The organism is Leptospira mtsangambouensis (genome assembly GCF_004770475.1).
Lineage (GTDB): Bacteria > Spirochaetota > Leptospiria > Leptospirales > Leptospiraceae > Leptospira_A > Leptospira_A mtsangambouensis.
In genome coordinates this window covers 95,404-117,271 of record NZ_RQHK01000005.1, presented here as the reverse complement: position 1 = coordinate 117,271, position 21,868 = coordinate 95,404, and the positions used below count along the sequence as shown (strand labels likewise).

Annotated in this window: 18 protein-coding genes; 8 read left to right on the top strand and 10 right to left on the bottom strand. The window is 37.8% G+C overall.

The annotated features are described in order from the left end of the window. Positions 1-28: 28 nt before the first annotated feature. The 4 genes from EHR01_RS08690 to queA form a co-directional block, all read right to left on the bottom strand. Positions 29-2,284 (bottom strand): aconitate hydratase, encoded by a 2,256-nt coding sequence (locus EHR01_RS08690; protein WP_135694330.1) that lies wholly within the window; start codon positions 2,282-2,284, stop codon positions 29-31. Between the two features lie 111 nt (positions 2,285-2,395). After that, positions 2,396-2,926 (bottom strand): FlgO family outer membrane protein, encoded by a 531-nt coding sequence (locus EHR01_RS08685; protein ID WP_135694327.1) that lies wholly within the window; start codon positions 2,924-2,926, stop codon positions 2,396-2,398. After that, positions 2,886-3,905 carry a hypothetical protein gene (locus EHR01_RS08680; protein WP_135694324.1) on the bottom strand — a complete coding sequence of 340 codons (1,020 nt, stop codon included), beginning with the start codon at positions 3,903-3,905 and terminating at the stop codon, positions 2,886-2,888. The genes EHR01_RS08685 and EHR01_RS08680 overlap by 41 nt, the downstream gene beginning before the upstream one ends. 52 nt (positions 3,906-3,957) lie before the next feature. Further along, positions 3,958-4,998 (bottom strand): tRNA preQ1(34) S-adenosylmethionine ribosyltransferase-isomerase QueA, encoded by a 1,041-nt coding sequence (queA, locus tag EHR01_RS08675; protein WP_135694322.1) that lies wholly within the window; start codon positions 4,996-4,998, stop codon positions 3,958-3,960. A 63-nt stretch (positions 4,999-5,061) separates the two neighbouring features. Here queA and EHR01_RS08670 point away from each other — a divergent pair, with 63 nt between their 5' ends. The 7 genes from EHR01_RS08670 to EHR01_RS08640 are packed head-to-tail and all read left to right on the top strand — an operon-like array spanning position 5,062 to position 12,287. Next, entirely contained in the window at positions 5,062-6,354 is a 1,293-nt protein-coding gene (locus EHR01_RS08670; RefSeq protein WP_135694320.1) for a glycosyltransferase family 87 protein, read from the top strand. A 22-nt stretch (positions 6,355-6,376) separates the two neighbouring features. Beyond that, the gene (locus EHR01_RS08665; protein ID WP_135694531.1) at positions 6,377-7,420 is read left to right on the top strand and encodes a glycosyltransferase family 4 protein; all 1,044 of its coding nucleotides are present in this window, start codon (positions 6,377-6,379) and stop codon (positions 7,418-7,420) included. After that, positions 7,417-8,004, top strand: coding sequence for an LIMLP_18675 family protein (locus EHR01_RS08660; protein ID WP_135694318.1), 588 nt, complete (start codon positions 7,417-7,419; stop codon positions 8,002-8,004). The genes EHR01_RS08665 and EHR01_RS08660 overlap by 4 nt, the downstream gene beginning before the upstream one ends. A gap of 15 nt (positions 8,005-8,019) precedes the next feature. Next, on the top strand, positions 8,020-9,306 hold the full coding sequence (locus EHR01_RS08655; protein ID WP_135694316.1) for a hypothetical protein: 1,287 nt from the start codon (positions 8,020-8,022) through the stop codon (positions 9,304-9,306). An 11-nt stretch (positions 9,307-9,317) separates the two neighbouring features. Then, positions 9,318-10,814 carry an MBOAT family O-acyltransferase gene (locus tag EHR01_RS08650; protein ID WP_135694314.1) on the top strand — a complete coding sequence of 499 codons (1,497 nt, stop codon included), beginning with the start codon at positions 9,318-9,320 and terminating at the stop codon, positions 10,812-10,814. A gap of 2 nt (positions 10,815-10,816) precedes the next feature. Next, positions 10,817-11,962 (top strand): hypothetical protein, encoded by a 1,146-nt coding sequence (locus EHR01_RS08645; protein ID WP_135694313.1) that lies wholly within the window; start codon positions 10,817-10,819, stop codon positions 11,960-11,962. Further along, positions 11,949-12,287, top strand: a complete 339-nt coding sequence (locus EHR01_RS08640) for a nucleotide pyrophosphohydrolase (RefSeq protein ID WP_135694312.1) — start codon at positions 11,949-11,951, stop codon at positions 12,285-12,287. The genes EHR01_RS08645 and EHR01_RS08640 overlap by 14 nt, the downstream gene beginning before the upstream one ends. On the opposite strand, the gene EHR01_RS08635 is transcribed toward EHR01_RS08640, so the two are convergent. From EHR01_RS08635 to EHR01_RS08610, 6 genes are read right to left on the bottom strand one after another with little or no spacing between them, the layout of a single operon-like run. Then, positions 12,284-13,000, bottom strand: coding sequence for a hypothetical protein (locus EHR01_RS08635; RefSeq protein WP_135694311.1), 717 nt, complete (start codon positions 12,998-13,000; stop codon positions 12,284-12,286). The genes EHR01_RS08640 and EHR01_RS08635 overlap by 4 nt on opposite strands. A gap of 7 nt (positions 13,001-13,007) precedes the next feature. Next, on the bottom strand, positions 13,008-14,717 hold the full coding sequence (locus tag EHR01_RS08630; RefSeq protein WP_244310035.1) for a Kelch repeat-containing protein: 1,710 nt from the start codon (positions 14,715-14,717) through the stop codon (positions 13,008-13,010). 37 nt (positions 14,718-14,754) lie between these two features. Next, entirely contained in the window at positions 14,755-16,608 is a 1,854-nt protein-coding gene (locus tag EHR01_RS08625; protein WP_135694309.1) for a Kelch repeat-containing protein, read from the bottom strand. After that, positions 16,595-18,109 carry a Kelch repeat-containing protein gene (locus tag EHR01_RS08620; protein WP_135694308.1) on the bottom strand — a complete coding sequence of 505 codons (1,515 nt, stop codon included), beginning with the start codon at positions 18,107-18,109 and terminating at the stop codon, positions 16,595-16,597. The genes EHR01_RS08625 and EHR01_RS08620 overlap by 14 nt, the downstream gene beginning before the upstream one ends. Then, positions 18,093-19,394 carry a caspase family protein gene (locus EHR01_RS08615; RefSeq protein ID WP_135694307.1) on the bottom strand — a complete coding sequence of 434 codons (1,302 nt, stop codon included), beginning with the start codon at positions 19,392-19,394 and terminating at the stop codon, positions 18,093-18,095. Before EHR01_RS08615 ends, EHR01_RS08620 begins: the two co-directional genes overlap by 17 nt. 5 nt (positions 19,395-19,399) lie before the next feature. Beyond that, entirely contained in the window at positions 19,400-20,980 is a 1,581-nt protein-coding gene (locus EHR01_RS08610) for a methyl-accepting chemotaxis protein (protein ID WP_135694306.1), read from the bottom strand. Between the two features lie 108 nt (positions 20,981-21,088). Between EHR01_RS08610 and EHR01_RS08605 the strand changes: the two genes are divergently transcribed. Next, positions 21,089-21,826 carry a pirin family protein gene (locus EHR01_RS08605; protein ID WP_135694304.1) on the top strand — a complete coding sequence of 246 codons (738 nt, stop codon included), beginning with the start codon at positions 21,089-21,091 and terminating at the stop codon, positions 21,824-21,826. Positions 21,827-21,868 lie beyond the last annotated feature (42 nt).

The following is a 21,868-nucleotide window of genomic DNA, read 5'->3' as shown; positions in this document are numbered from 1 at the left end:
ACCTGGCGACCATTCGAAAGATTCGTTACTACGCTTTCATCAAATTCAAAGCAGCACCTGCTTTGAACCATTCGATTTGTTGCGCATTGTAGGTATGGTTCACAGAAATTTCATCTTTTTTCCCATCTTTATGATTGAGAACAAGAGTGAGAGGTTTCCCTTCTGCAAAACTTGTGAGTCCTACAATATCAATCACATCATCTTCTTGGATTTTATCGTAGTCATCTTTGTTTGCAAAAGTCAAAGCCAACATCCCTTGTTTTTTCAAGTTGGTTTCGTGAATCCGAGCAAACGATTTTACAAGAACCGCTCTCACACCTAAGTGTCTTGGTTCCATCGCTGCATGTTCCCGTGAAGAACCTTCCCCATAGTTTTCGTCACCTACCACAATGGATCCAATCCCTTGTGCTTTGTAAGCTCTTTGGGTTTGCGGAACTGGTTCGTAGTTTCCACTGAGTTGGTTTTTTACTTCATTGGTTTTACTATTGAAGATGTTCGTAGCCCCAATGAGAAGGTTATTGGAGATATTATCCAAGTGACCACGGAACTTGAGCCAAGGACCTGCCATTGAGATATGATCTGTTGTACACTTTCCTTTGGCTTTGATGAGTAGTTTTAGACCTTTGAGGTCTGTTCCTTCCCAAGCTTTGAATGGAGCAAGAAGTTGTAATCTTGTGGATGTTGGATCTACAATGACTTGGACCCCTGATCCATCTGCCGCCGGTGCAATAAAACCAGCATCTTCGACCGCAAAACCTTTGTTAGGGAGTTCTTCCCCAGTAGGTGGATCCAGTTTTACTTGTTCTCCTTTTTCGTTAGTCAAGGTATCAGTAAGTGGATTGAATCCTAAGTCTCCAGCAATGGCAAGAGCCGTTGTGATTTCAGGGGAAGCCACAAATGCGTATGTGTTTGGGTTTCCGTCTTGGCGGGCTTGGAAGTTACGATTGAAGGAGTGAACAATTGTGTTCTTTTCCTTTTTTTCTGCACCCACACGAGACCACATTCCAATACAAGGCCCACAAGCATTAGAGAAAACTTTGGCTCCAATTTTATGGAAGGAATCAATGAACCCGTCTCTTTGGATGGTGTATCGAACCAATTCCGATCCAGGAGTGATGGTAAACTCTGCTTTGGTTTTTAAACCTTTAGCAGCCACTTGTTTGGCAAGGGAAGCAGCTCTTGAGATATCTTCGTAAGAAGAGTTTGTACAAGATCCGATGAGGCCTACTTCTACTTTGAGTGGCCAACCATTTTTTGCAGCTTCTTCTTTCATTTTGGAAATTGGAGTCGCAAGGTCTGGAGTGAATGGACCATTTACATAAGGCTCTAACGTGTTGAGGTCAATTTCAATCACTTGGTCAAAGTATTTGGAAGGATCTGCATATACTTCTGGATCAGCTGTTAAGTGAGCTTTGTATTTGTTAGCAAGATCTGCCACATCACTTCTGTTAGTGGATCTTAAATAACGTTCCATGGATTCATCGTAACCAAAAGTAGAAGTGGTGGCACCAATTTCTGCCCCCATGTTACAGATTGTACCTTTTCCCGTACAAGATAGGGCTTCGGCACCAGGACCAAAGTATTCTACAATCGCACCAGTTCCACCTTTCACGGTGAGGATACCTGCTACTTTTAAGATTACGTCTTTTGCGGATGTCCAACCATTTAACTTTCCAGTGAGTTTGACACCAATGGCTTTTGGCCATTTGAGTTCCCAAGCAAGTCCCGCCATCACATCACAAGCGTCAGCTCCACCAACACCGATGGCAACCATTCCAAGTCCCCCAGCGTTTACTGTATGGGAGTCTGTTCCGATCATCATCCCACCTGGGAAAGCATAGTTTTCTAAAACCACTTGGTGGATGATACCGGCACCTGGTTTCCAGAAACCAATTCCATACTTATTAGAAACGGAGGATAAAAAATCATAAACTTCTTTGTTTTCTTTGACAGCAATACCAAGATCCACACCGGATTCGTCTTTTGCCGTGATTAAGTGGTCACAGTGAACGGTGGAAGGAACCGCTACTTTTTTACGACCAGCTTGCATAAATTGGAGAAGCGCCATCTGCGCTGTTGCATCTTGCATTGCCACTCGGTCTGGTGCGAAGTCAACATAATCAACACCGCGCCCAAAACTCTTTGTTGGATTTCCATCCCAAAGGTGGTTGTATAAAATCTTTTCTGTAAGTGTGAGGGGTCGACCCACTACCTTCCTGGCTTGTGCGATGGCCGCTTCCATTTTGGAATAACGCGCCGCAATCATTTCTATATCAAATGCCATCTGAACCTCTTATACCTATCAGACCGCAGGAAAAAAGGGAATCAATCGAAAATTAAACTACAAGTAGTAAAATCAGTAAATTTGGGTCACTTGTGAGAACCAGTATCTTTTTTAGCCGTCAATACGGACATAAACTTCATCCGCTTTGAGGATGAGCCCGGATTTGATTTCGATCAGTCTGGTATTGACAAAAACTCCGTCTTGGTATGGTGTCACAATTCCCGTGATGATGACATCGAGTTTCAAAACATCACCTATTTTCCGCAAGGTGGCAGTGTCAGTGGGAACATCCAAACCAAGTCCAGCTTCTTTTAAAACCTTTTCATTGGCCAAGCGGTCTAAAATTTGGAACCGATCTTTTTTTACAAGTTCTGTGGTTAGTTTTTCAGCAAGGATATCGCCGTAGGGGCTTTTTTTACCCTCATGGTCTAAAAAAGTTAAAACAACAAGTCTTTGTGGTTTGAAATAAAAACCTTTTTCTGAGAGAGATAGGGCCAATTGTTCGAGGGGGGGAACGATTTTTTTTTGGGGTTTGGACTCTCTTTCATCTCCCAAATAACAAGCGCTAAAGCTAAATAAAATCAAAACAAAAATTATTTTTTTAAAACGCAAGTTCCATCCCAAGTGAGGTAACATATTCATAAAACGATTTTCCATTAAACCCATTCCCGTACATAAAACCACCGGGAACCCCAATTAGCATACCGTCTTTATAAAACTGGTTCTGAAAATTAAGAAAAAAAGTAGTTTTTAATTTTCCAGGATGTTTGCCACGGAAACTAGCAGCAAAAGTCTCTGGAGAACGACCATTTTGGTCTTTTACCTGTAATAAAGGGTCGTTAAAGACATTAAAAATTTGATTCCCAACATAAAGAGAATAGTTCTTAGAAGAACCCAGAAAAAAGATAAAACCGAGAGAGGCAATGTCTTGGGCCGGCAAAAACCCCATTTGCCCATTGGCATAGGATCCAGGTTTTGCATTTACATAATTGTATTTAACATTTAGTTGGACTTTATCACTGCCAAAAAAAAAAGAAAATTTTCCACCTTCCGCACCATAGGCTGTTACTGGATTTTCCGTTTTCACCTGATAAACAGAGGTTTGTACTTTGAGAAATTGTGCCGGTGAAAAACTTCCCTGGTATTCATAGAGTTGTTTTGGATCTACCAACAATCTCCTATTGGTATCCAACTGACGAAAGATCATTGTTGCAGAAGGATGAATTGGTGTCACAGGAATTGGTTGCGCCAATGATGGTTCACCACTTTGTTTTGCATCCCAAACATTGATAGAGGGAGGAGAAAGATCAAACTCCAATTTGTTCCCAGAATTGGAGTTTGGATTTCCTTCGAGAGGATTGTTCCCATTTTTTTTAGACCCTGTTAGGAACCCCAAAGAAAGAGACTTTAGATGATTCGAATATTCTGAATTACCGGGAGATTTTTTTTTTGAGTTTGTTTTAACAGGAGTTGTAAGTAAATATTCTTCACCTAACCCTAATGAGTTGGGAGGTTCTAATTCTCTGACAGCAGACTCTTTGATGGGAGCGATAAAAACTACACCAAGAAGACCTAAACCAGAGAAAAGGGAAACATATACCGAAGATTTCGGGGAGTACATAAAGAAACTGTAGAAACATATTTCCTAATTTCCAAAGGATGTAAATCTATTTTTAAAATAAGAACATTGAATCCCCATACGAATAAAAACGAAACCCGTTCTTCAATGCATACCGATAAGAATCCAACACAAGTTGAGTCGTAGCAAAGGCACTGACAAGAAGAAGGAGACTCGACTTGGGCAAATGAAAGTTTGTGATCAATCCTTGCACAGAATCAATCTTGTCACCTGGCGACAAAAAGATGTCAGTTTGACTTGATCCTACCTTATATTTCTGTAGTTGAGAATCAAAAACAGTTTCTAAAACACGGAGCGTTGTGGTTCCGACAGCGATGATCCTCCTTCCCTCTTTTCTTGCATCGTTTAACTTTGTTGCTGTGGATTCAGAAACTAAGTATTTCTCCCTATGTAAAGTTTTAGTCTGCCATTGTTCGGTGGTCAAAGGACGAAATGTCCCATAACCAATTTGTAGTTCCACTGGCAAAAACTCTGCACCAAGTGTTCGGAACGTATTTTTTAACTCTTCGGTGAAATGAAGGCCAGCGGTAGGTGCCGCAACCGATCCTGATCGATTGGCAAAAATCGTTTGGTATCTTACCTTGTCTTCTTCTGTTACATTCCGTTTGAGATAAGGTGGGATTGGAATATTTCCAAAAATTTCAAAATCGGAATCAGAAATTGATAACTCAGAGCCTAGAAAAGAAAGTTCTTCTTCCGGGCCATGGTAAACAAACTGATAGTTGGGGAACCCCACTGGAGACAACCTATCACCTAACTTTAATTTTGCCCTATTTTTTAATATACACAACCAAGTTTGGTTTTGGGTGTCTTGTGGTTCTAAAAAAATCGATTCATGGATTCTACCTGATTCCACTTGTAAAAACACACGCCGATAGGATACTTTTGTCTCATTATATACAAAAATATCACCTGGTCGAACCAAGGTTGTGATGTCTCGAAACAAAGGTGCTTCCCAATATTTTAATTGGGCACGATCCACCACAAGGAGACGCGACTCGTCCCTATTTTCTAAGGGAAATTTAGCAATCTGCTCTTCGGGAAGGTGGAAATCGTATTCGTTCAAAAAATCCATCTATAGATAGCCTTGGGAAAACCTTGTCAATTAACCAGAAATATTGGGAATGGTAGGAGAACTATGTGGAAATTTTTCGAAACCGTTGAGAAACGTGGAAAATGGATTTTGAGCCTCTTACTTTTGGTTCTCCTTGTCCTTTCCGTTTCCAGGTCCAAACAAAAGTCGGATTTTTTAGATTATTACCATGCTGCGGAACGCTGGGAAACAGGTGAAAATCTCTACAGGTTTGATGTTGCTTTTGAACTCCAAACCAAAATCAAAACAATGGAAGACCTTTTCCGACCAGAAAATCTCCATTTGCTTTCGGCTCTTCAAAACGAAACAGCAACCTATATCTACCCTCCTTTGTTTTCTTTTTTACTCATTCCATTTACTTATCTCAGTGAGCCAGGGGCGGCCCTTGTTTTTGAAATTCTGAGTTGGATCTCTTTGTTTGGAATCCTTTACTTATTATTCCAAAATAAAGAACTAAACCTAAGCCACTCCAAATATCCTTTTTTGATTCTTCTTGCCTCTCTGATTTTCAATTTTAGATTTTTAGAAAGTCATATCCAAAATAACCAGGTGGGGCTTCTTCTCATCCTACTCATCTTCGTAGCACTCACGATACGATCTCATTGGTTGAGTGGATTTTTATTGGCCCTTGCAGTTAGCATCAAAATCACTCCTCTTGTTTTTTTATTTGTGTTTGTCTACGAAAAACAATACAAACGAATCCTTTGGTTTTTGGTTGGTATGATTGTTTGGAATGCAATTCCACTTTTGTATCATTGGGATTATACCATTCAAATGACATCAGAATGGCTCCGCGAAATTTTAGGGAATGCGTTCAGTAATCCCCTCCTTCGTTCTTGGAAAAATAACCAATCCTTAAGTTCTACATTGGCTAAATATTTTGTGTCTGGTGCAGATATGATCAACCAACCAACTTACTCGATGCCATTTGTAAATTTGTCCTTGTCCACTTTAAAACTCATTCAACTTGTGTTTATGATTCTATTTGGAGTTCCACTATTGTTATTATGGAGAAAGAAAAACAAAAAATGGGAAATTGTTTCTCTTTTGTTTTTAGTTTCTGCACTCTTTAGTGGAATTAGCTGGGTTCATAGCTTTGTGATTTGTTTAATTCCCGTTTATTTTATTTTGAATCAAGTAACAAACAAAATAGATAACAAAAAGGAATTATACATTCTACTTGTGATCTTAAGTTTACCACTGATTGCCCATCGAACATTTGTTGGAACAAAATTAGAAGCAACACTGTCAATGTTCTCTATTTTATTTTATACAACTAGTTTCTTATACTTCTACATTGTAAGGTTTGCATTCCATGAAACAGAAAATCGGCATTGATGCTAGACCTCTTGCTTATGGAATGACGGGGAATTCAAGATACTTAGCAGAAGTATTAAAAATCATTCTCCCAAAACATAAAGAAAAAGAATTCTTTTTATATACGAACAAACCCATCCATCCTGTTTTTCGGGATTTATTAGGTCCAAATACAAAAGAGATCCTGGAACCTAAAAAAATCCCAGGACCAATCTATTTGAATTTTATCCTTCCAAAACGTTTAAAAAAAGATGGAATTGAAGTTTTTTGGGGCACCATTCAAATGTTACCGTTTCGAAAACTTCCTATTCCAAGTTATGTAAATTATCATGACCTAAACTTTATCTCTGCCCCAGAGACAATGGCGAAATGGAATTACATACAACATAAACTTTTGTCACCGATCACTATGAAAAATGCGGACAAAATCTTTTGTTTGTCTAAAAACACAAAAGAAGAAATCACCGCATACAATCCATCCTACGAAAAAAAATGTATAGTTGTTTATCCGGGTGTATCCAAACAAAAAACCGGAAAAGTAAAAACCAATTTTCCTAAAGATTTTTTTCTAACAGTTGGAACTTTAGAACCAAGAAAAAATATCAATCGCCTAGTAGACGCATTTTTAGAATTCAAAAAGAACCATCCAAAAGATAAAAACTTTTTACTCATTCTTGGTCGAAGGGGATGGGGAGAAGAAGGTGAGTTGTTATACCAAAAGTTAAATGACCCAGAAATTCAAAAACAAGGCGTTCAGTTTTTGGAAAAACCTGACGACTCCACTTTGGCAGAAGCATTTAAACAATGTAAGGCGTTCTTCTTCCCTTCTTTACACGAAGGATTCGGATTACCTCTTTTGGAAGCTATGTTAGAAGACAAACGTTGTGTTGCTTCTGATATCCCCGTTTTTAAAGAGATTTTATCTGAAAAATGTGATCTTTTTGTCCCACCAAAACAAACAGAGGTTTGGACTCAAACCTTCGAACGAATGTCAGGACCTAAAAAAGTCAGGTCTCCGAAATTTCCCGCCAAACAATGGACATGGGAAGAAACAGCGAAAAAAATAGAAGAGGTAATTTTTTTATGAAATTTCTAAACAAATGGATATCAAAATGGAAAGAAATCCAAAGCAAAAAGGAAGCGGCTTATTTTGGCACTTCTTTATTTGATGAATTAACGATAAATCCCATCCCTTCTCTTTTATTGATTACAGCAGTCGTTCTGTTTTTTGTTTATAGCCTTCCATACGCATTTTATCTAGGGAAGTTTTTTTTCTGGTTCGTTGGAGTGTTAGAAATCACAAAAGTTTTAAAAATTCCTTTTTTAGACGAACTAAGATATTATCATTATTTATCCGCATTTGTCTATTTTTACATAACCGTATCTCTACTAATTGACGTTAGCCGCCTTTTAAACAAATGGAATAAAAGAACTGTTTTTGTAAAAAATGAAATTTGGCAAATCCAAAGATTTGGATTCGGAAAAAAGCTGGTCAAAGTCAACTTTGAAACTAATCAAATTCAATTAGGATATGAACATGGTGGGTTAAGCGATTACATTGGTTGTAATCGAATGATTTGGGAAAAGGACGGAAAAACTGTACTGACCACTCCGTTCTTTTTCCCTTATAAAAAAAATAAAATCATCGTGAATCGAGTTTTGAATCGTTAAACCGGAATCTGATTCTTGAAAAAGTTATTCATTCTACTTTTATTACTTTTCCTGTTTTTGTTTCATCTTAGATACCTATCTCGGGCCTTTGACTGGGATTCTTGTGTCTATGCACTTAATATCCAAAAGGATCGAGTAGAATCTGCATTTTTTAACCCACACCATTTGGGTTTTGAATCTTCGGGTCTACTCTATTGGAAAATGATTCGTTCTATATATCCAACAACGGACATTATGTTCTTTTTAAGATTGCGGATTCTCAGTTTTTCATTATTTTTTTTAGGGCTCTTTATTTGGGTTTATTACAAACTATATAAGGATCTATTGCTTGGAATCATCCTTGCTCTTGTCATCCAAGTTAGCCAAGCGTTTTGGTTCTATAGTTTGCATAACGACACACCACTCATTCATTCTTGTTTGATGGCACTTCTATTTTTATATACAATTTATTTCCTTAGACAAGGGTTACAAACAAAACATCTCATCATTCTATGGTTCATCCAACTCTTTAGTATCTACTTTCATCAATCGAATGTCATTCATTTTGGAATGGTACCTATGGCAGTATTCCTTTCGCCAAATCGTAGTTTTGGTAAAAAACTTAGAATCATCTTCCTTTATCTGACCTGTTTAGGAATGGCAACGATCCTATCTTATTTGTTTGTTGGATTTATCATTTTAAAAAGAGGCCTTGGACCAATCGATGAAAAACATTTTTCCTTTTGGATGTTCCTTTATGCTGCCATCAATCGCTGGGGGACTAGCCTTGGTGAAGAAAAAAACTATGTTCTCTACTTCTATCGAGGGATAGGAGATGCGTTCCTTGTATTCCAGAACGTCATTCCTAAATTTCGTGTGAACCTATTTGACTTCCAGAACCCCAAACATCTCCCCTACAATTTAAATCTTTTATTCTGGATTTTTAGTTTGTGTCTGGGAATTTTGAATTTCCGTACTATGTGGGCCCGATACAAACAAGAACTATTGGTGATGTTGTTTTGGATCATTCCATCCATCGGATTTTACACATGGTGGGAAGGGTATTTTTTTGAATTTTGGGTTGGGACTACGATTGCACTTTGGATACTTAACTCCTATACTTTGCAATCCCTAGCCATACCGATGTTACCAAAGTTTTCTAAGGCCATCCTTCATTCCATCTATCTTGTTTTATTTCTATTTTACTTCAGTACAAATTTTACCTTCTCCACACTTCCTAGATCCATTGGTCCAAAATTTGGATATACCGAAGGAATCCAAGGACCTGTTGAGAAGTTAGCCGAAGAATCAATTTACCGTTAGGAACCAAACAAATGTTATTTAACTCTTTTGAATTTTTAGTTTTCTTTTTTGTAACGATCATTGTAGGAAACATTCTAAAGAATCGTTGGCAAAAACTCTTTTTTTTACTTACCAGTTACTACTTTTACATGGCTTGGCAACCTTCTTCCATATCCTGCACAGGAATGGCAGCGGAGGGATTAAAATTTTATACCGATAGACTCTATTGTGATTTTAAAATTAATCCCTATGTTTTTATTTTAATTTTTTCAACCATCATCGACTACTTTGCAGCAAGACTGATTGAAGAAAAACAAGATGGAGATAGTGCAAGAGGATGGTTACTGGTATTATCTCTTGTAGTAAATATTGGAACCCTTGGGTTTTTCAAATACACTGATTTTTTATTAGGAGTGATCAATGACATCCATCTTTTGGGTTCTTATCAATTCCCTAAACAAAACATCATCCTTCCTGTAGGAATCTCTTTTTATACATTTCAGTCGATGAGTTATACCATCGATGTTTATAATCGTAAAATTGAAGCAAGAAAGTCATTTTTAGATTTTGCGCTATATGTTGCATTTTTTCCACAACTGGTTGCAGGTCCAATTGTCCGTGCTGAAACTTTTTTCCGCGACTTAGACTTTCGTCTTGGGGTATACAAAGAAAACATTGATACCGCTTTTGCTCTAATTTTAATTGGTTTCACAAGAAAAATCGTCTTTGCTGACAACCTAGCACGAGTTGTCGATTCAACCTTTGCAAATTACCAAAACTTGAACTCTATTGAAATATGGACTGGAGCTTTGGCTTTTGGTTGGCAAATCTATTTTGACTTTGCCGGTTATACAGACATCGCAATCGGAGTGGCCAGATTATTCGGATTCCAATTTAATCCAAACTTCAACTTTCCAATGTCTTGTCGAAACATTGCAGACCATTGGTCCAGGTGGCATATTTCATTTTCAACTTGGATCAGAGACTACATCTATATTCCGTTAGGCGGATCGAGAGTAAGCGTAATCATGTATATCAGAAACATCATGATCACCTGGTTATTTGCAGGTTTATGGCATGGGGCAGCTTACCACTACGTGGGATGGGGAATTTGGCAGGGTACAATGTTACTTTCACATAAATTCTACGGAGACACTAAAGTTGCAAAATTTTTGAACAACAAAGGTGGAAGAGTGTATGACCTTTTGGCCCGTATCTTTACCATGTTCTGTTTGGCATTTGGTTTTATCATGTTTCGAGCAGAAACAATGGAAAAAGCCATTCCGATGATGAAAGCACTTGTATTTTTGAATGATTCTGTTGCCCCTCTCACTCGTTGGTCAAATTACCGATTCGGGATTTTACTTGTGATTTGTTTTACTGCAAGTTATGTTTTTTCGAAAAGACAAATCCCTACCCTTCTCACGGGAAGTTGGTTAAAATACACAACCTTTGTTATTGTAAACGTATTACTATTATTACTTTTTGGAGTCACTGAAAGTCAGAACTTTCTCTACTTTCAATTTTAATTATGAGCTTACTAAAAGAAACCATTTCCTTTTTTACCGATAAAAAGATTCTTTTATCATTATTTATTTTAATCGCATTGGAATGTATTCTTCAAGCAGGCTTTTATAAACCTTTTTTAAAGAAAAATTCCTATGCGTCCAATATCAACCGTGTAACAGAACATGTAGTATCGAAAAGAGATGTGTTAGATCCTGACATTCTCATTGTGGGAACTTCTGTTGCATTTGAAGGAATAAGTATACGAATTCTGAATGAAGAACTTCAAAAGTCTGGATGGAAAACGCAATCCATTGCCGTTCGTGGTTCGGAGTTGGTCGTCCAACATCGAATTTTGGAAGAATACTTAGATAAATTTCCAAATGTAAAAATTATCCTACACGTGATGGAACCTGGAATGCCTTGGGTAGATAGAAAATACATTGTTGATCCCACAATGGCAATGTTATCTGAACTTGGAAATTTTAAAGCAATTCCAACAGTTCTAAATTTTGAATATGACCTAACCTTTTCGAACTATTTATTTCTGACATTTAAATCTGTAGCGTATCGCAAAGATCTATCTGATTTTGTAATTAACTTTAACGAAAGACTAAAGGCAATCTCAAGAAGAAATAAAAATCCTAACTTAAATGCTTGGGATTATGAGAACGACCATCCTGAATCCATTGATGAATACCAATTAAAAAGTGTGGACGATTGTCTGAATCGTCTGGCGCTCCATCTTCCTCTTGATATCCCAAAGGCGTCGAATCCCGACCATAGACGTATGTTATTTGAAACTTGTGGAATTGCAAGTGTAGTCCCACAAGAATCCAATGCAACAGAGGATACAAAACGATATTTCAGAAGATTAAAAAAAATGTATGATTATATCGCAAATCGAAACATCCATATTATCAATGTCTTTGCACCATACTCAGATGTAATCAGAAAAGTAAACAATGCAGGTAGAATGCAAGTTTGGCATGATGGGCTTTCAGAAGCATTGGCACCTCATCAAACTTTGGACGAAATGGATCTCCAAGACTCTCTTGGTGAAACAAATGGAAAATATTGTTTTGACCTGATCCATTTAAACGAAGCCGGTATGAAAGAGTTCACCAAAATTCTTGCAAAGGAATTGGAGAAAAAAATTGGAAAACGCTGATATCACCTTAAACCAATTACAATCGGAAGTAAACGATTGGATTCAAACAATTGGAGTTAGGTACTTTTCTGAACTTACAAACTTAGCAATTCTTATGGAAGAAGTTGGAGAACTGTCGAGACTTATGGCAAGAAAGTTTGGTGACCAGTCCTTCAAATCTGGTGAATCGGCAGACAACATTCCAAATGAAATTGGTGATATCTTATTTGTATTAACATGTTTAGCAAACCAAATGGGAATTTCACTCCAAGATGTAATCCAAACCACTATCCAGAAAAACACAAAACGCGACTTAAATCGCCACAAAAACAATCCGAAACTCTAACCATTGGTTTCCGTGGGTATCCCCGCTTCTCTTCGAATTGCGTTCCAATAAGCAGAAAGATGAGCAGGATGTGAATTCATATCAGAAATACAATAGTCAAACTTAGTTCTAAAAATTGGATTTGTTTCTAAGGCTGATTCATATTGCGGATATTCAAAATACATTTTCTGAAAAAATTGTTTTTGGCCTTCAAAATCATAATCCTTACGAAAAAACATATAAGCATGGGCTAAATCATGCAAAAGATGCTCAAAAGCATCCCTTTTTCCTTCTACCAAACTTCCGCTAATCGCATCATCCCAACTAATTGTTGAATAACGATAACCTAAACTTTGCGATTCTAACATTTCCAACGAACTTGGATTATAATCAATAAGACGGATATCCCATTCACCTATATGCCACTTCCATAGTGCAAATCGTACGGTATCGGGCATTCCATAAAATCGAACTACTTCCAAAAATTCTTTAGATTCGTTTCGATTCGGTAACGGTTTTCCCATTCGTAGGAAGGGATGTCGTTTGACTCTTCGTTCTAAATAAAGTAACACTAATTGAAAAGAAAGCAAACTGTCGGATATATGACCTGATTCCCAATCAGTCTTTAAAGAGAGTAAGTTTGGTCCAATGAGCTCTGCTTCTTTTTTTAATTCAAGTTCTGGAATACAAATTTTTTTAAAGGATCCGTAAATGCGGCCGTTATCATGTGGCATATAATCTTTAATTAGATAAACCGTAGTAATCGGTTCCTAAATTAGCGATTCCTCCGGTTTCTCCACCAAGAAAAAACAAAGTTCCATCTGAAAACTTAACGCCACTATGTTTTGAAACACTATACTTGGCCATTCCCATATCGAAAAAATTATTACTCTTTGCATAATCAAGTTTTTCTATAACTCGACTTGGCTCACTTGTGTTATATCGATAGGCACCACCATAAAAAAGAATCCCACCATCCGGCAATTCTGATGCAATGCTCCACTCTCTACGAAATTTAGAATTCGCAATTGTAAATATTTGATTCCGAGTATAATCGTATAACATAGTCGAGTTGTTTAGATTTGATAACTGTGCTCCATAAATCAGAACATTTCCATCTGTTAGTTTCATACATTTCAAGGCACCTACAGGAACAGGTAACGTGGGACCCCAGGAAAATGTTTGTGTGTTAGGATCAAAGAACTCCGTTGTGTCTTTCGGAGCAAAAATCCCGTCGGTTCCACCAATCACAAATACACGACCATCATCGAGTAAAACTGAACAAGAAAACGATCTTGCAGTCATCATTCGATTGGTAACTGCTGTGAATACACCAGTGGCTGGATCATAAATTTCTGCAGTATTCAAAGATGTGTAGTAAGCAGGTGTGACAGGAACAAAGTCTCGTATTCCACCTAAAATGATTACTTTTCCATCTTGGAGTTTTACAATATTATGTAGATGTCGAGGTTCATTCATATTTCCAGTCGGTGTAATTGTTGCAGCATCAGTATCAAATATATAACTTGAAGTGAGGGCATATGCGTTTGCTAGTTGGATCCCTCCAGTAATCAAAAGATTTTTTCCATCCAACATCACACCGCGTTCACCCCGGGCAATCACAGGCAAACTTGGATTCGTGAGCGTAAAACTAGAAGACCCTTTACGAAGAATTTCTGCAGTTGACGACCCTCCATAAATGGCAATCACATCTTCATTTGCGTTTTGGAAGGCATCAAACTCAAATCTGCCAAAATTTAAATTAGGGCCCGAGACAAGACCAATAAACTGGACAGTCAAACTATTTGAAACTACATTGGATGCATTATCTTTTGAATTCAAAAACTGCAAAGTCAAAGAACCTGGGTTATTGGAAGAAAAGTTGGTCTCAAAGTACACTCTGTACGTAGTTTCATTAATCTTTTGTACAGATCTAAGCACAACCGAAGAAGCAAGAGGGCCACTCAGTATGGGAGGACCAAAATGTTCCAAAGGTTCTGAACTAACAAAATCCCAATATCTAGGTGAAAAAAATGTATAGTCAGTGATTGGGATGTATCCAGAGAGAGATACAGTAGGAACTTTGGTATCAATGACTATGGAGAGTTTATCATCCTCTAAAGTTTCACCTGAGTTAGAAACAACTCCTGACAAAACCAATTCATACTGACCATCATCAGTCAATGGATCAAACTTCACAAAAAGTCGATCTTTGTTTATCTTCGTAAAACTAATATTCGAAAAAACACCTTGGTTTGCTTCTGCGAGATAAACCGTATCTATGTTTGCAAGCTCTCGGTTGCATTGTAATAAAACCTGATCGACACTACCGAGAGATTTAGCATTAGCACTATCTGAACAACTAAAAGGTGTTGAATACAAAAATGCACTTAAAAAGAGACCACTAGTGGATTTTGGATCATATACGTTATGATACTCTGCTGGAAACATACACCCAATAGAAAAAAGAAACGAAAGGACAAACATCTTATTCAAAGCTGTATTCCTCCGTATTTCCTATAATATCACCAATCCGACCACCAAGAATCATTCCACCGCCTGTCGACGAATAACGGATGTCACATCCTTCCCAACGAGCATTCAAAGACCGACTAGTCATATAAAAACGATTGATTGATTCTGACCAAGACTCTGTATCATGGATGGAGTCGAATGTAGAACCATTTACTGTGCGATACTCCAAACCACCTGCTACAATGAGTTGGTCTTTGCCATATGGAAAAACGAAGGAAGATCCCCACTCTCTCCCAAATAAAAGATTTTTATGGTCTCGAATTGTATCGTTCGCAGGGTTATAAATTTGTGCTCGAAGGACAGGTTGGCTTGTATCAAATCTTGAATTGATCCCACCAAGAATTAAAATTTCACCATTCGTCAAACCATGCACAAAATGATTAAATCTTTTATATAGTTTTGCAGACGAATTTATTAAAGTTTTTGAATTAATATCATATAAGGCGATAGAATCTAAAGCATATGCATTAAAATCATTTGGCATTGGTCCCGTTATATCGGAACGTTCACCACCAAAAATCACCACCTTACCCGAAGAATGCGACAAAATCTGTGCATGTTTACCACGAGGATCTGCTAAGTTTCCAATGGTTTCAACAGTCATGGTAGCTGGATGATTGGTGATATGAACCAATTCTACCATCGCAACAGATTGGAATGGTTTAAATGGACTGAGTCCACCCACAACCAAAACATCACCGTTTGGAAGCAAAGTCATCTTATGTAGCTGACGGGGAGTTGTTAGAGAAGGCCCTTCTGTCCAAACATTGGTTGTTGGATCATAAATTTCTGTCGATGCTAAACTTCCATTCGATGGGTCGCCAACCTTACCACCGAACCCACCTGATACGAACAATCTGCCATCTTGTAATTTGACAACGTCGAATTCTTGGCGGCGGTAGACCATGTCAGGAGCAGACAAAAATTGTTTAGTAACGGAGTTATAAAACTCGGAATGGCTGAGTGTCCCATTCCCGTTGATCAAAACATCTTTTTTTGCCCTTCCACCCAAAACAAGTCTTCTTCCATCATCGAGCTCAATCCCAACGCAAGACCTTCTTGCAACGTTTAGGTTGGGACCACTTTTGAATGCAAACACATTGACAGGAACCATCACGGTCCCCTGTGAATTGGAAGCTTTATCATTAACTCCACTAAAAGAAATTGTAAGGATTCCCCCATTTGAATTTGGATCTCCAGCAAACAACAAACGAATGTTACGTTCAGATACAATGATATCCGATACAACAAGGGTATTTTTTGCAGTTCCCGATAAAGTAACTTGAGAAAGTTTTCCTTCCCAAACAATTTCTTCATTAGAAACGATATCCAGAAAACCAGATTGTAATTCAGAGATATCAATTGCATTTCCTGTGCGGAGTTCAAGTACCGGTGGTTGGGAATCTATTTCGAATTCAAAGTTTGCTGGATTCACCAGAAGTGATTCGTTCAAATAATAATCTTTTAGATTAACACTAAACTTACCAGATGTGATTCCTGGTTTCATACGAACTTCATATAAGTATCGGCTACGAGGGATCACCTGAGATATGGGATTCACTCCTACACCGGAAATTGGCAAACGTAATCCATCTACCTTCGAAGTAAAATCATGATTTGTAGAAATATAAATAGTCCCACCGGGTTGCACACGATTGGTTGAAAATTCCATGTTGACTACAGACTCCGCACCTAACAAAAACAATCCTAAATTTGTTGGTGAGTTTGGATCAAAAGCATTTTGTCCCGAACTGAGTTGGCAAGAAACCAAAAATGAGAAAAGTAGAATGAACTTAATCTTTCCCATACAACTCAACCCTTGTATCTGTCAAAGCAGAATCTCCGAATATGATGATACCTCTATTTGTTTGAATTGCCGTATGTTCTGAACGTGCATTCATCATTGTATCAACAACAAAGTTTTTCTTTTCAATGTGGTCATAAAGTTCTAAGATACCGGACTTATAGTATGTATCAACACCACCGGTATACAAAACTTGCGAATCTGAAAACTTTGTAATGGAACTCCCATTTTTCATTCTGCTTGTAAATCCATTAGTTTGGCTTGTGGAACTAGTTTCATTCCAAGAATCAATACTCCGAGAACCAACACCACCACCCATTACGCCACCCAAAACCAATCGGTCATTCCCTGGCAGGATCATACTCGTTACATTGGATCTAGCCGTCGAAAAAACAGAAGGCAATGTGCTGAGAACTTGGGAATTCAAATCTAATGTACTGATGGAATTCGAATAAGCAGCAAACGGGTCAATTCGGTCTTTACCTCCGAAAAATAGGACTCGCTGCTTGAATGAATCATACTCGGCAAAATGAAATATTGTATTCATCGGAAAGTTCGCCGAAGAATTCAAAACGGTCGTGTTCCCATTTTGTATGGAAACATATTCATGATCATTAGTGATCGCAGTATGATCCGTTCCTACTTGAAACTGGCCTCCAGAAACTAGCAAATCACCGTTACTCAAACATACCATCGAATGGCCATACCTTCGCTTCTGCAAAGTAAAAGGAAGTTCTTCCACTGTTTGATTTGTACTATTGATTTTATAAATTTTATTGCTGAATTGAGTATTGACTGTTGGGGAGCCAACAATTGTTTTCCCTCCGGAAACATACACAGTCCCATCGGAATTTGCGCAAATCGCCATCCCCATCAAACTTTGGTTTAAAGGAGGAAACAAAACAGTTGTCCCTGTATCAGGATCCAGAATTTCTACTGTTGGCAATGTATTCCCTGCAACAGAAACTCCTCCAACCAATAAAATTCTACCATCTAACAAATGTTGTGTCGTAATCTGACCTTTAGCTTCCGAAATGTTCCCGATATAACGTGGATAAGGAAATTTGAATTCCAATATTTTCCAGTTAAAAGCATACTCCGTAAGTGATTCAGGTTTCTGAATGCGTAGGATGATAGGTTCTCTCCATTCAGACCGAGAGGAAACAGAAAACAATACACGCACTTTTGATTCAGATAGAGGGAAAACATCTCTGAGAACTAAGTCGTCTTTATAATTTTCTGACACATAAAAGTGTTTTTTATTAAAATGAGAGGAAACTGGTTTATCTAAATCTAAATCCAAAATCTCTGTTTTTACAAAAGATGGATAGTCATTCTGCTGGTATCTAGTGGTGATTTGTATTCCATCCTGAAATACCAAAGAAGATAAAACGGCAACCGAACCACCTGAAAGTGTTGTCGGATCAAAAAGATTTTGGGATTTGTTTTGGATCTTACATTGGAATAACAATAAGATGAAAACTAATTTAAAAATGCATCGCATATCCTAACTTCCCAACCCGATCAATTCCCATATAACCTTGGTTTTCCCAATTGAAATCAAGCCATACACCTGACTTTTCCTTAGGATTGGGCCCCAAGAGATAAAAATCAAACACATTTGCCGACCAGAGAAAGAGAAGCACTGTCAAAGCCTGTGACAAATTAGCCCTGGACGATTCCATCCGTTGCCTGTAAGGTTCAATTAAATAATAATTGAGAGCCACTGTTTCTGCGATGCGAGGGTTCGGTGGGAACCCTACTGCAGATTCATAGGCTGCTTTGTCCTGCCTATAGGTATTGTACTGATATCCAGCGTATAAAACCCCTAACGCAAAGATGGACATATAAATTTTCCCTTTTTCTTCCTGACCTCGAACATACTGTCCCCAACCGGGGACCAAAAAGGAACGAAATGCATAAGTAGGATTGTAAGGGTTGAATAGAGGTGCATCCGTTAAAGATGTCTCAGGATTGACAGCGTATGTGAGAATGGTATCTTCCGATTTCTCCGCATATTCCTTTGTATAAGGTTTTTGTAATTTCTGATTGGTTTTGGACCATTCCTTCAATGAAGAAATCACATAGTTTGACAATTCGGAATAAGATACTTCCCCATTGTAATTGGAATCAGCTCTTCCTTCTAATCCATAAATGAGATACTTTGTAAAAATCCCATATCCTGATTTTGGATCTTCAAAACTAGAATATCCGACTTTTGTGGAATAAAAAACAGAAACAATTTCAGACTCACGAAAACTAACTGCTTCTAAATATTTTTTTCCTTCTTCCCCTTTTCCATCTTCTGGATTACGACAGGCATCAATGAAAAAGACTACTCTTTTCAACTGGTATTTTCGAGTCATTTCGAGAAGTTGTTCAACCGCAATCCCTGACTCAAACGGATTTGTCGGATTTGCATCTTCCGGGAGTAAATATACTTTATCGTTATAATCTACAACACCATGACCAGAAAAATAAAAGATAAACAAATCATCAGGATTTGTTTCTTTTAATAGCGCTTCAAAGTTTGTTAGAATATTGTATTTCGTTGGAGTAGAATTAACAGAACCTTCTTGCACTAAAGTTTGGATGCGGTTATAAGAACCATAACTAAATAAAATTTTAGTCATTCCCAATGCATCGCTTTTTGCGGTTTTTAGGTCGCCTAAAGTCAAATTCCTATATTCACTGACTCCCACGACAAACCCAAATCTTTTGGGTATGACATCAGCGGCAACTATCGCAGGAGTAGTCAAAAATAAGAATATTAGAATTTTTGATTTCATCAATATTATTGCTCGGCAGCTAAATCAGCAGCTTGTTTTTCCAAACTTAAAGTGTTTTCGCCAACTTTTCTAGCATTTATCACAACTTCCCTATTGATTTCTTCCATTTTTTGAACAACAGCGATCATCTGGTCTTTATCCCGATTTAGAACTTTTGATTCTGAATCCAACTCTCTTGAGATCGATTCGATTAAATCCAATGATTCCAGAACTTGGTTGTTGATGTCTTTTTGAGAATTGATTTTATTTGTTGCCGTTCGAATCACTCCGCTCAAAAGCTCATATTTGGATTGGAGTGTTTCTGTTTGTTTCAAGGACACAGAAGCAAGTTCAGTCCCTTCCTGAATGAACCGATTGGAATTAGTAATGATCTTTTTAATTTTAGTGGCGTTTTCATTTGAATTTTCCGCTAGTTTCGCGACTTCTTGGGCAACAACAGCAAATCCTCTTCCATGTTCGCCTGCTCTTGCAGCTTCAATGGAGGCATTCAAAGCAAGTAAGTTTGTACGATCTGCAATTTCAGCCATAATATCGTTTACTTCGCTCACTTCCTTTTGGGATTCGTTTACCGATCGAAGTCTCTCTTCTAAGTTCTGAACGGTATGTGAAAGTACATTACTCCTGTCTTGAAAGTCACTCATATTAAAGTTCAATTCTTCAACAACTGTTCCAATTTCAGAAATGCTCAGTTTCAACGTATCTGATTTATGATTCAACAAAGTGATTTGGTTGTGTTGTTTCCCAATATTGTCTACGGAAGATTGAATGCTTTCCGAAAAGGAAGAAACAAATTCTGTTAGTTCGTGGATCGATTTATCTTGTGATTCAATTTGAAAATTAAAATCCGTAGTGATTTCACGAATTGATTTTAGAGTTTTAAATAGTTCGGAACCAACTTGAACCAAGTTTCGATTTAGTTCATCAGCGGTGCCCCGTTCCGACTCCGCAATTTTTTGTCTTTCTTCAGATTCATTTTTGATTTCGTTTAACAGATTCAAAACCGCGGAAGTTAAATATCCGAAACAAATCAAAAAAAGTATCTTAAACACTTCATTCGAGATTCCAACCGTACTCTTTTGGCTTTGAAATCCTTCTATCTCTTTAAATTCAACTCCTTGCCCATAACCAATGACGGAAATCATTACCAAACAAAACGCAGAATAATATGTACTCATAAGAAGTGTTCGTTTCGAAAATAAAAATGCAGAATACACAACATAAAAATAATATAACACATAAAGTGTAGGAGACTTGATTAAATCTGCGGCAACCCCACTACCACCCATAAGACCAGACGCAGTGACAGCAAAAAGAACTGTGATATCCATAAGGATGAGAACCTTAGGGAATAATGCTCCTAACTTTTCCTTCTTAAATAAATAAGCTTGAAGGCCCCCATACAGAAACATACAGGAGATCCCCACTAAATAACTTGTTGTTTGTAATGTAGTGGAGGTTTTATAAGAGCCAAGAGTTGCTATGATATAGAACCCCGCCAAAAGAAACCTGACTCGATTCACATACACAGGACCCAATTCCACCCAGTTTTTTTTTGTTTTTATAGATTCTAAACTAGTTCTCGACATAGGATGATGATCGGGAAACGAAAACGAATGGAAAGTGATTTTCTTTTTTTACTCCTTGAAAGAAGAAAGTCGGTTGACAAATTATAGTTTAATATCAAACTATTCAATATGGAAACAATAAAACCCAACAACAATTCCTTAGGAAAAAAAATCCATCCTGCAACAGAACGCGGGCATGTTAATTTCGGTTGGTTGGACAGCCATCACTCCTTTAGTTTTGGTCATTGGTACAATCCCGAAAAAACTAATTTTGGAGCACTCCGCGTACTCAATGACGACATCGTAGAACCTAGTATGGGGTTTGGCACACACCCTCATCAAAACATGGAAATCGTTTCGATCCCTCTCTTTGGAGAGTTGGCCCATAAAGATAGTACAGGTACGAATGGTATCATCCGTACGGGAGACGTACAAATCATGTCTGCAGGATCAGGAATTCAACATTCGGAATTCAATCATAGCAGCGAAAAGAAAGTAAATTTTTTACAAATCTGGATCCTTCCAAAAGTGGGTGGGATTGAACCAAGGTATGCGCAAAAAACTTTTTCGGAGGCAGGCCGTGTGAATCGATTCCAGACAGTCGTTTCCCCTATTGATGAAGAAGCGGTCTGGATCAACCAAGATGCTTATTTTTCATTGGCTACACTTGATCCAGGAAAAGAACTCTCTTATTCCGTCCATGCACCTGGACAAGGGATCTTTACTTTTCTCATCAGTGGTAAATTAAAGGTGGAAGACACTTTACTGGAACGACGAGATGCCGTTGGGTATTGGGGAAAGGAAGATTACAAATTTCATGCGGAAGTGAAATCGGAATTACTCGTGATTGAAGTTCCAATGAAATAGATCCTTTGACGAGCCGATTGTATGAAATCGGTTCGTCAATTT

Bases quoted from the DNA above. Each gene is read 5' to 3' on its own strand.
- EHR01_RS08690 (WP_135694330.1), bottom strand. From the start codon at position 2,284: ATGGCATTTGATATAGAAATGATTGCGGCGCGTTATTCCAAAATGGAA.
- EHR01_RS08620 (WP_135694308.1), bottom strand. From the start codon at position 18,109: ATGCGATGCATTTTTAAATTAGTTTTCATCTTATTGTTATTCCAATGT.
- EHR01_RS08665 (WP_135694531.1), top strand. From the start codon at position 6,377: ATGACGGGGAATTCAAGATACTTAGCAGAAGTATTAAAAATCATTCTC.
- queA (WP_135694322.1), bottom strand. From the start codon at position 4,998: ATGGATTTTTTGAACGAATACGATTTCCACCTTCCCGAAGAGCAGATT.
- EHR01_RS08680 (WP_135694324.1), bottom strand. From the start codon at position 3,905: ATGTACTCCCCGAAATCTTCGGTATATGTTTCCCTTTTCTCTGGTTTA.
- EHR01_RS08670 (WP_135694320.1), top strand. From the start codon at position 5,062: ATGTGGAAATTTTTCGAAACCGTTGAGAAACGTGGAAAATGGATTTTG.
- EHR01_RS08650 (WP_135694314.1), top strand. From the start codon at position 9,318: ATGTTATTTAACTCTTTTGAATTTTTAGTTTTCTTTTTTGTAACGATC.
- EHR01_RS08630 (WP_244310035.1), bottom strand. From the start codon at position 14,717: ATGTTTCCAGCAGAGTATCATAACGTATATGATCCAAAATCCACTAGT.
- EHR01_RS08615 (WP_135694307.1), bottom strand. From the start codon at position 19,394: ATGAAATCAAAAATTCTAATATTCTTATTTTTGACTACTCCTGCGATA.
- EHR01_RS08610 (WP_135694306.1), bottom strand. From the start codon at position 20,980: ATGTCGAGAACTAGTTTAGAATCTATAAAAACAAAAAAAAACTGGGTG.
- EHR01_RS08605 (WP_135694304.1), top strand. From the start codon at position 21,089: ATGGAAACAATAAAACCCAACAACAATTCCTTAGGAAAAAAAATCCAT.
- EHR01_RS08625 (WP_135694309.1), bottom strand. From the start codon at position 16,608: ATGGGAAAGATTAAGTTCATTCTACTTTTCTCATTTTTGGTTTCTTGC.
- EHR01_RS08645 (WP_135694313.1), top strand. From the start codon at position 10,817: ATGAGCTTACTAAAAGAAACCATTTCCTTTTTTACCGATAAAAAGATT.
- EHR01_RS08685 (WP_135694327.1), bottom strand. From the start codon at position 2,926: ATGAATATGTTACCTCACTTGGGATGGAACTTGCGTTTTAAAAAAATA.
- EHR01_RS08635 (WP_135694311.1), bottom strand. From the start codon at position 13,000: ATGCCACATGATAACGGCCGCATTTACGGATCCTTTAAAAAAATTTGT.
- EHR01_RS08660 (WP_135694318.1), top strand. From the start codon at position 7,417: ATGAAATTTCTAAACAAATGGATATCAAAATGGAAAGAAATCCAAAGC.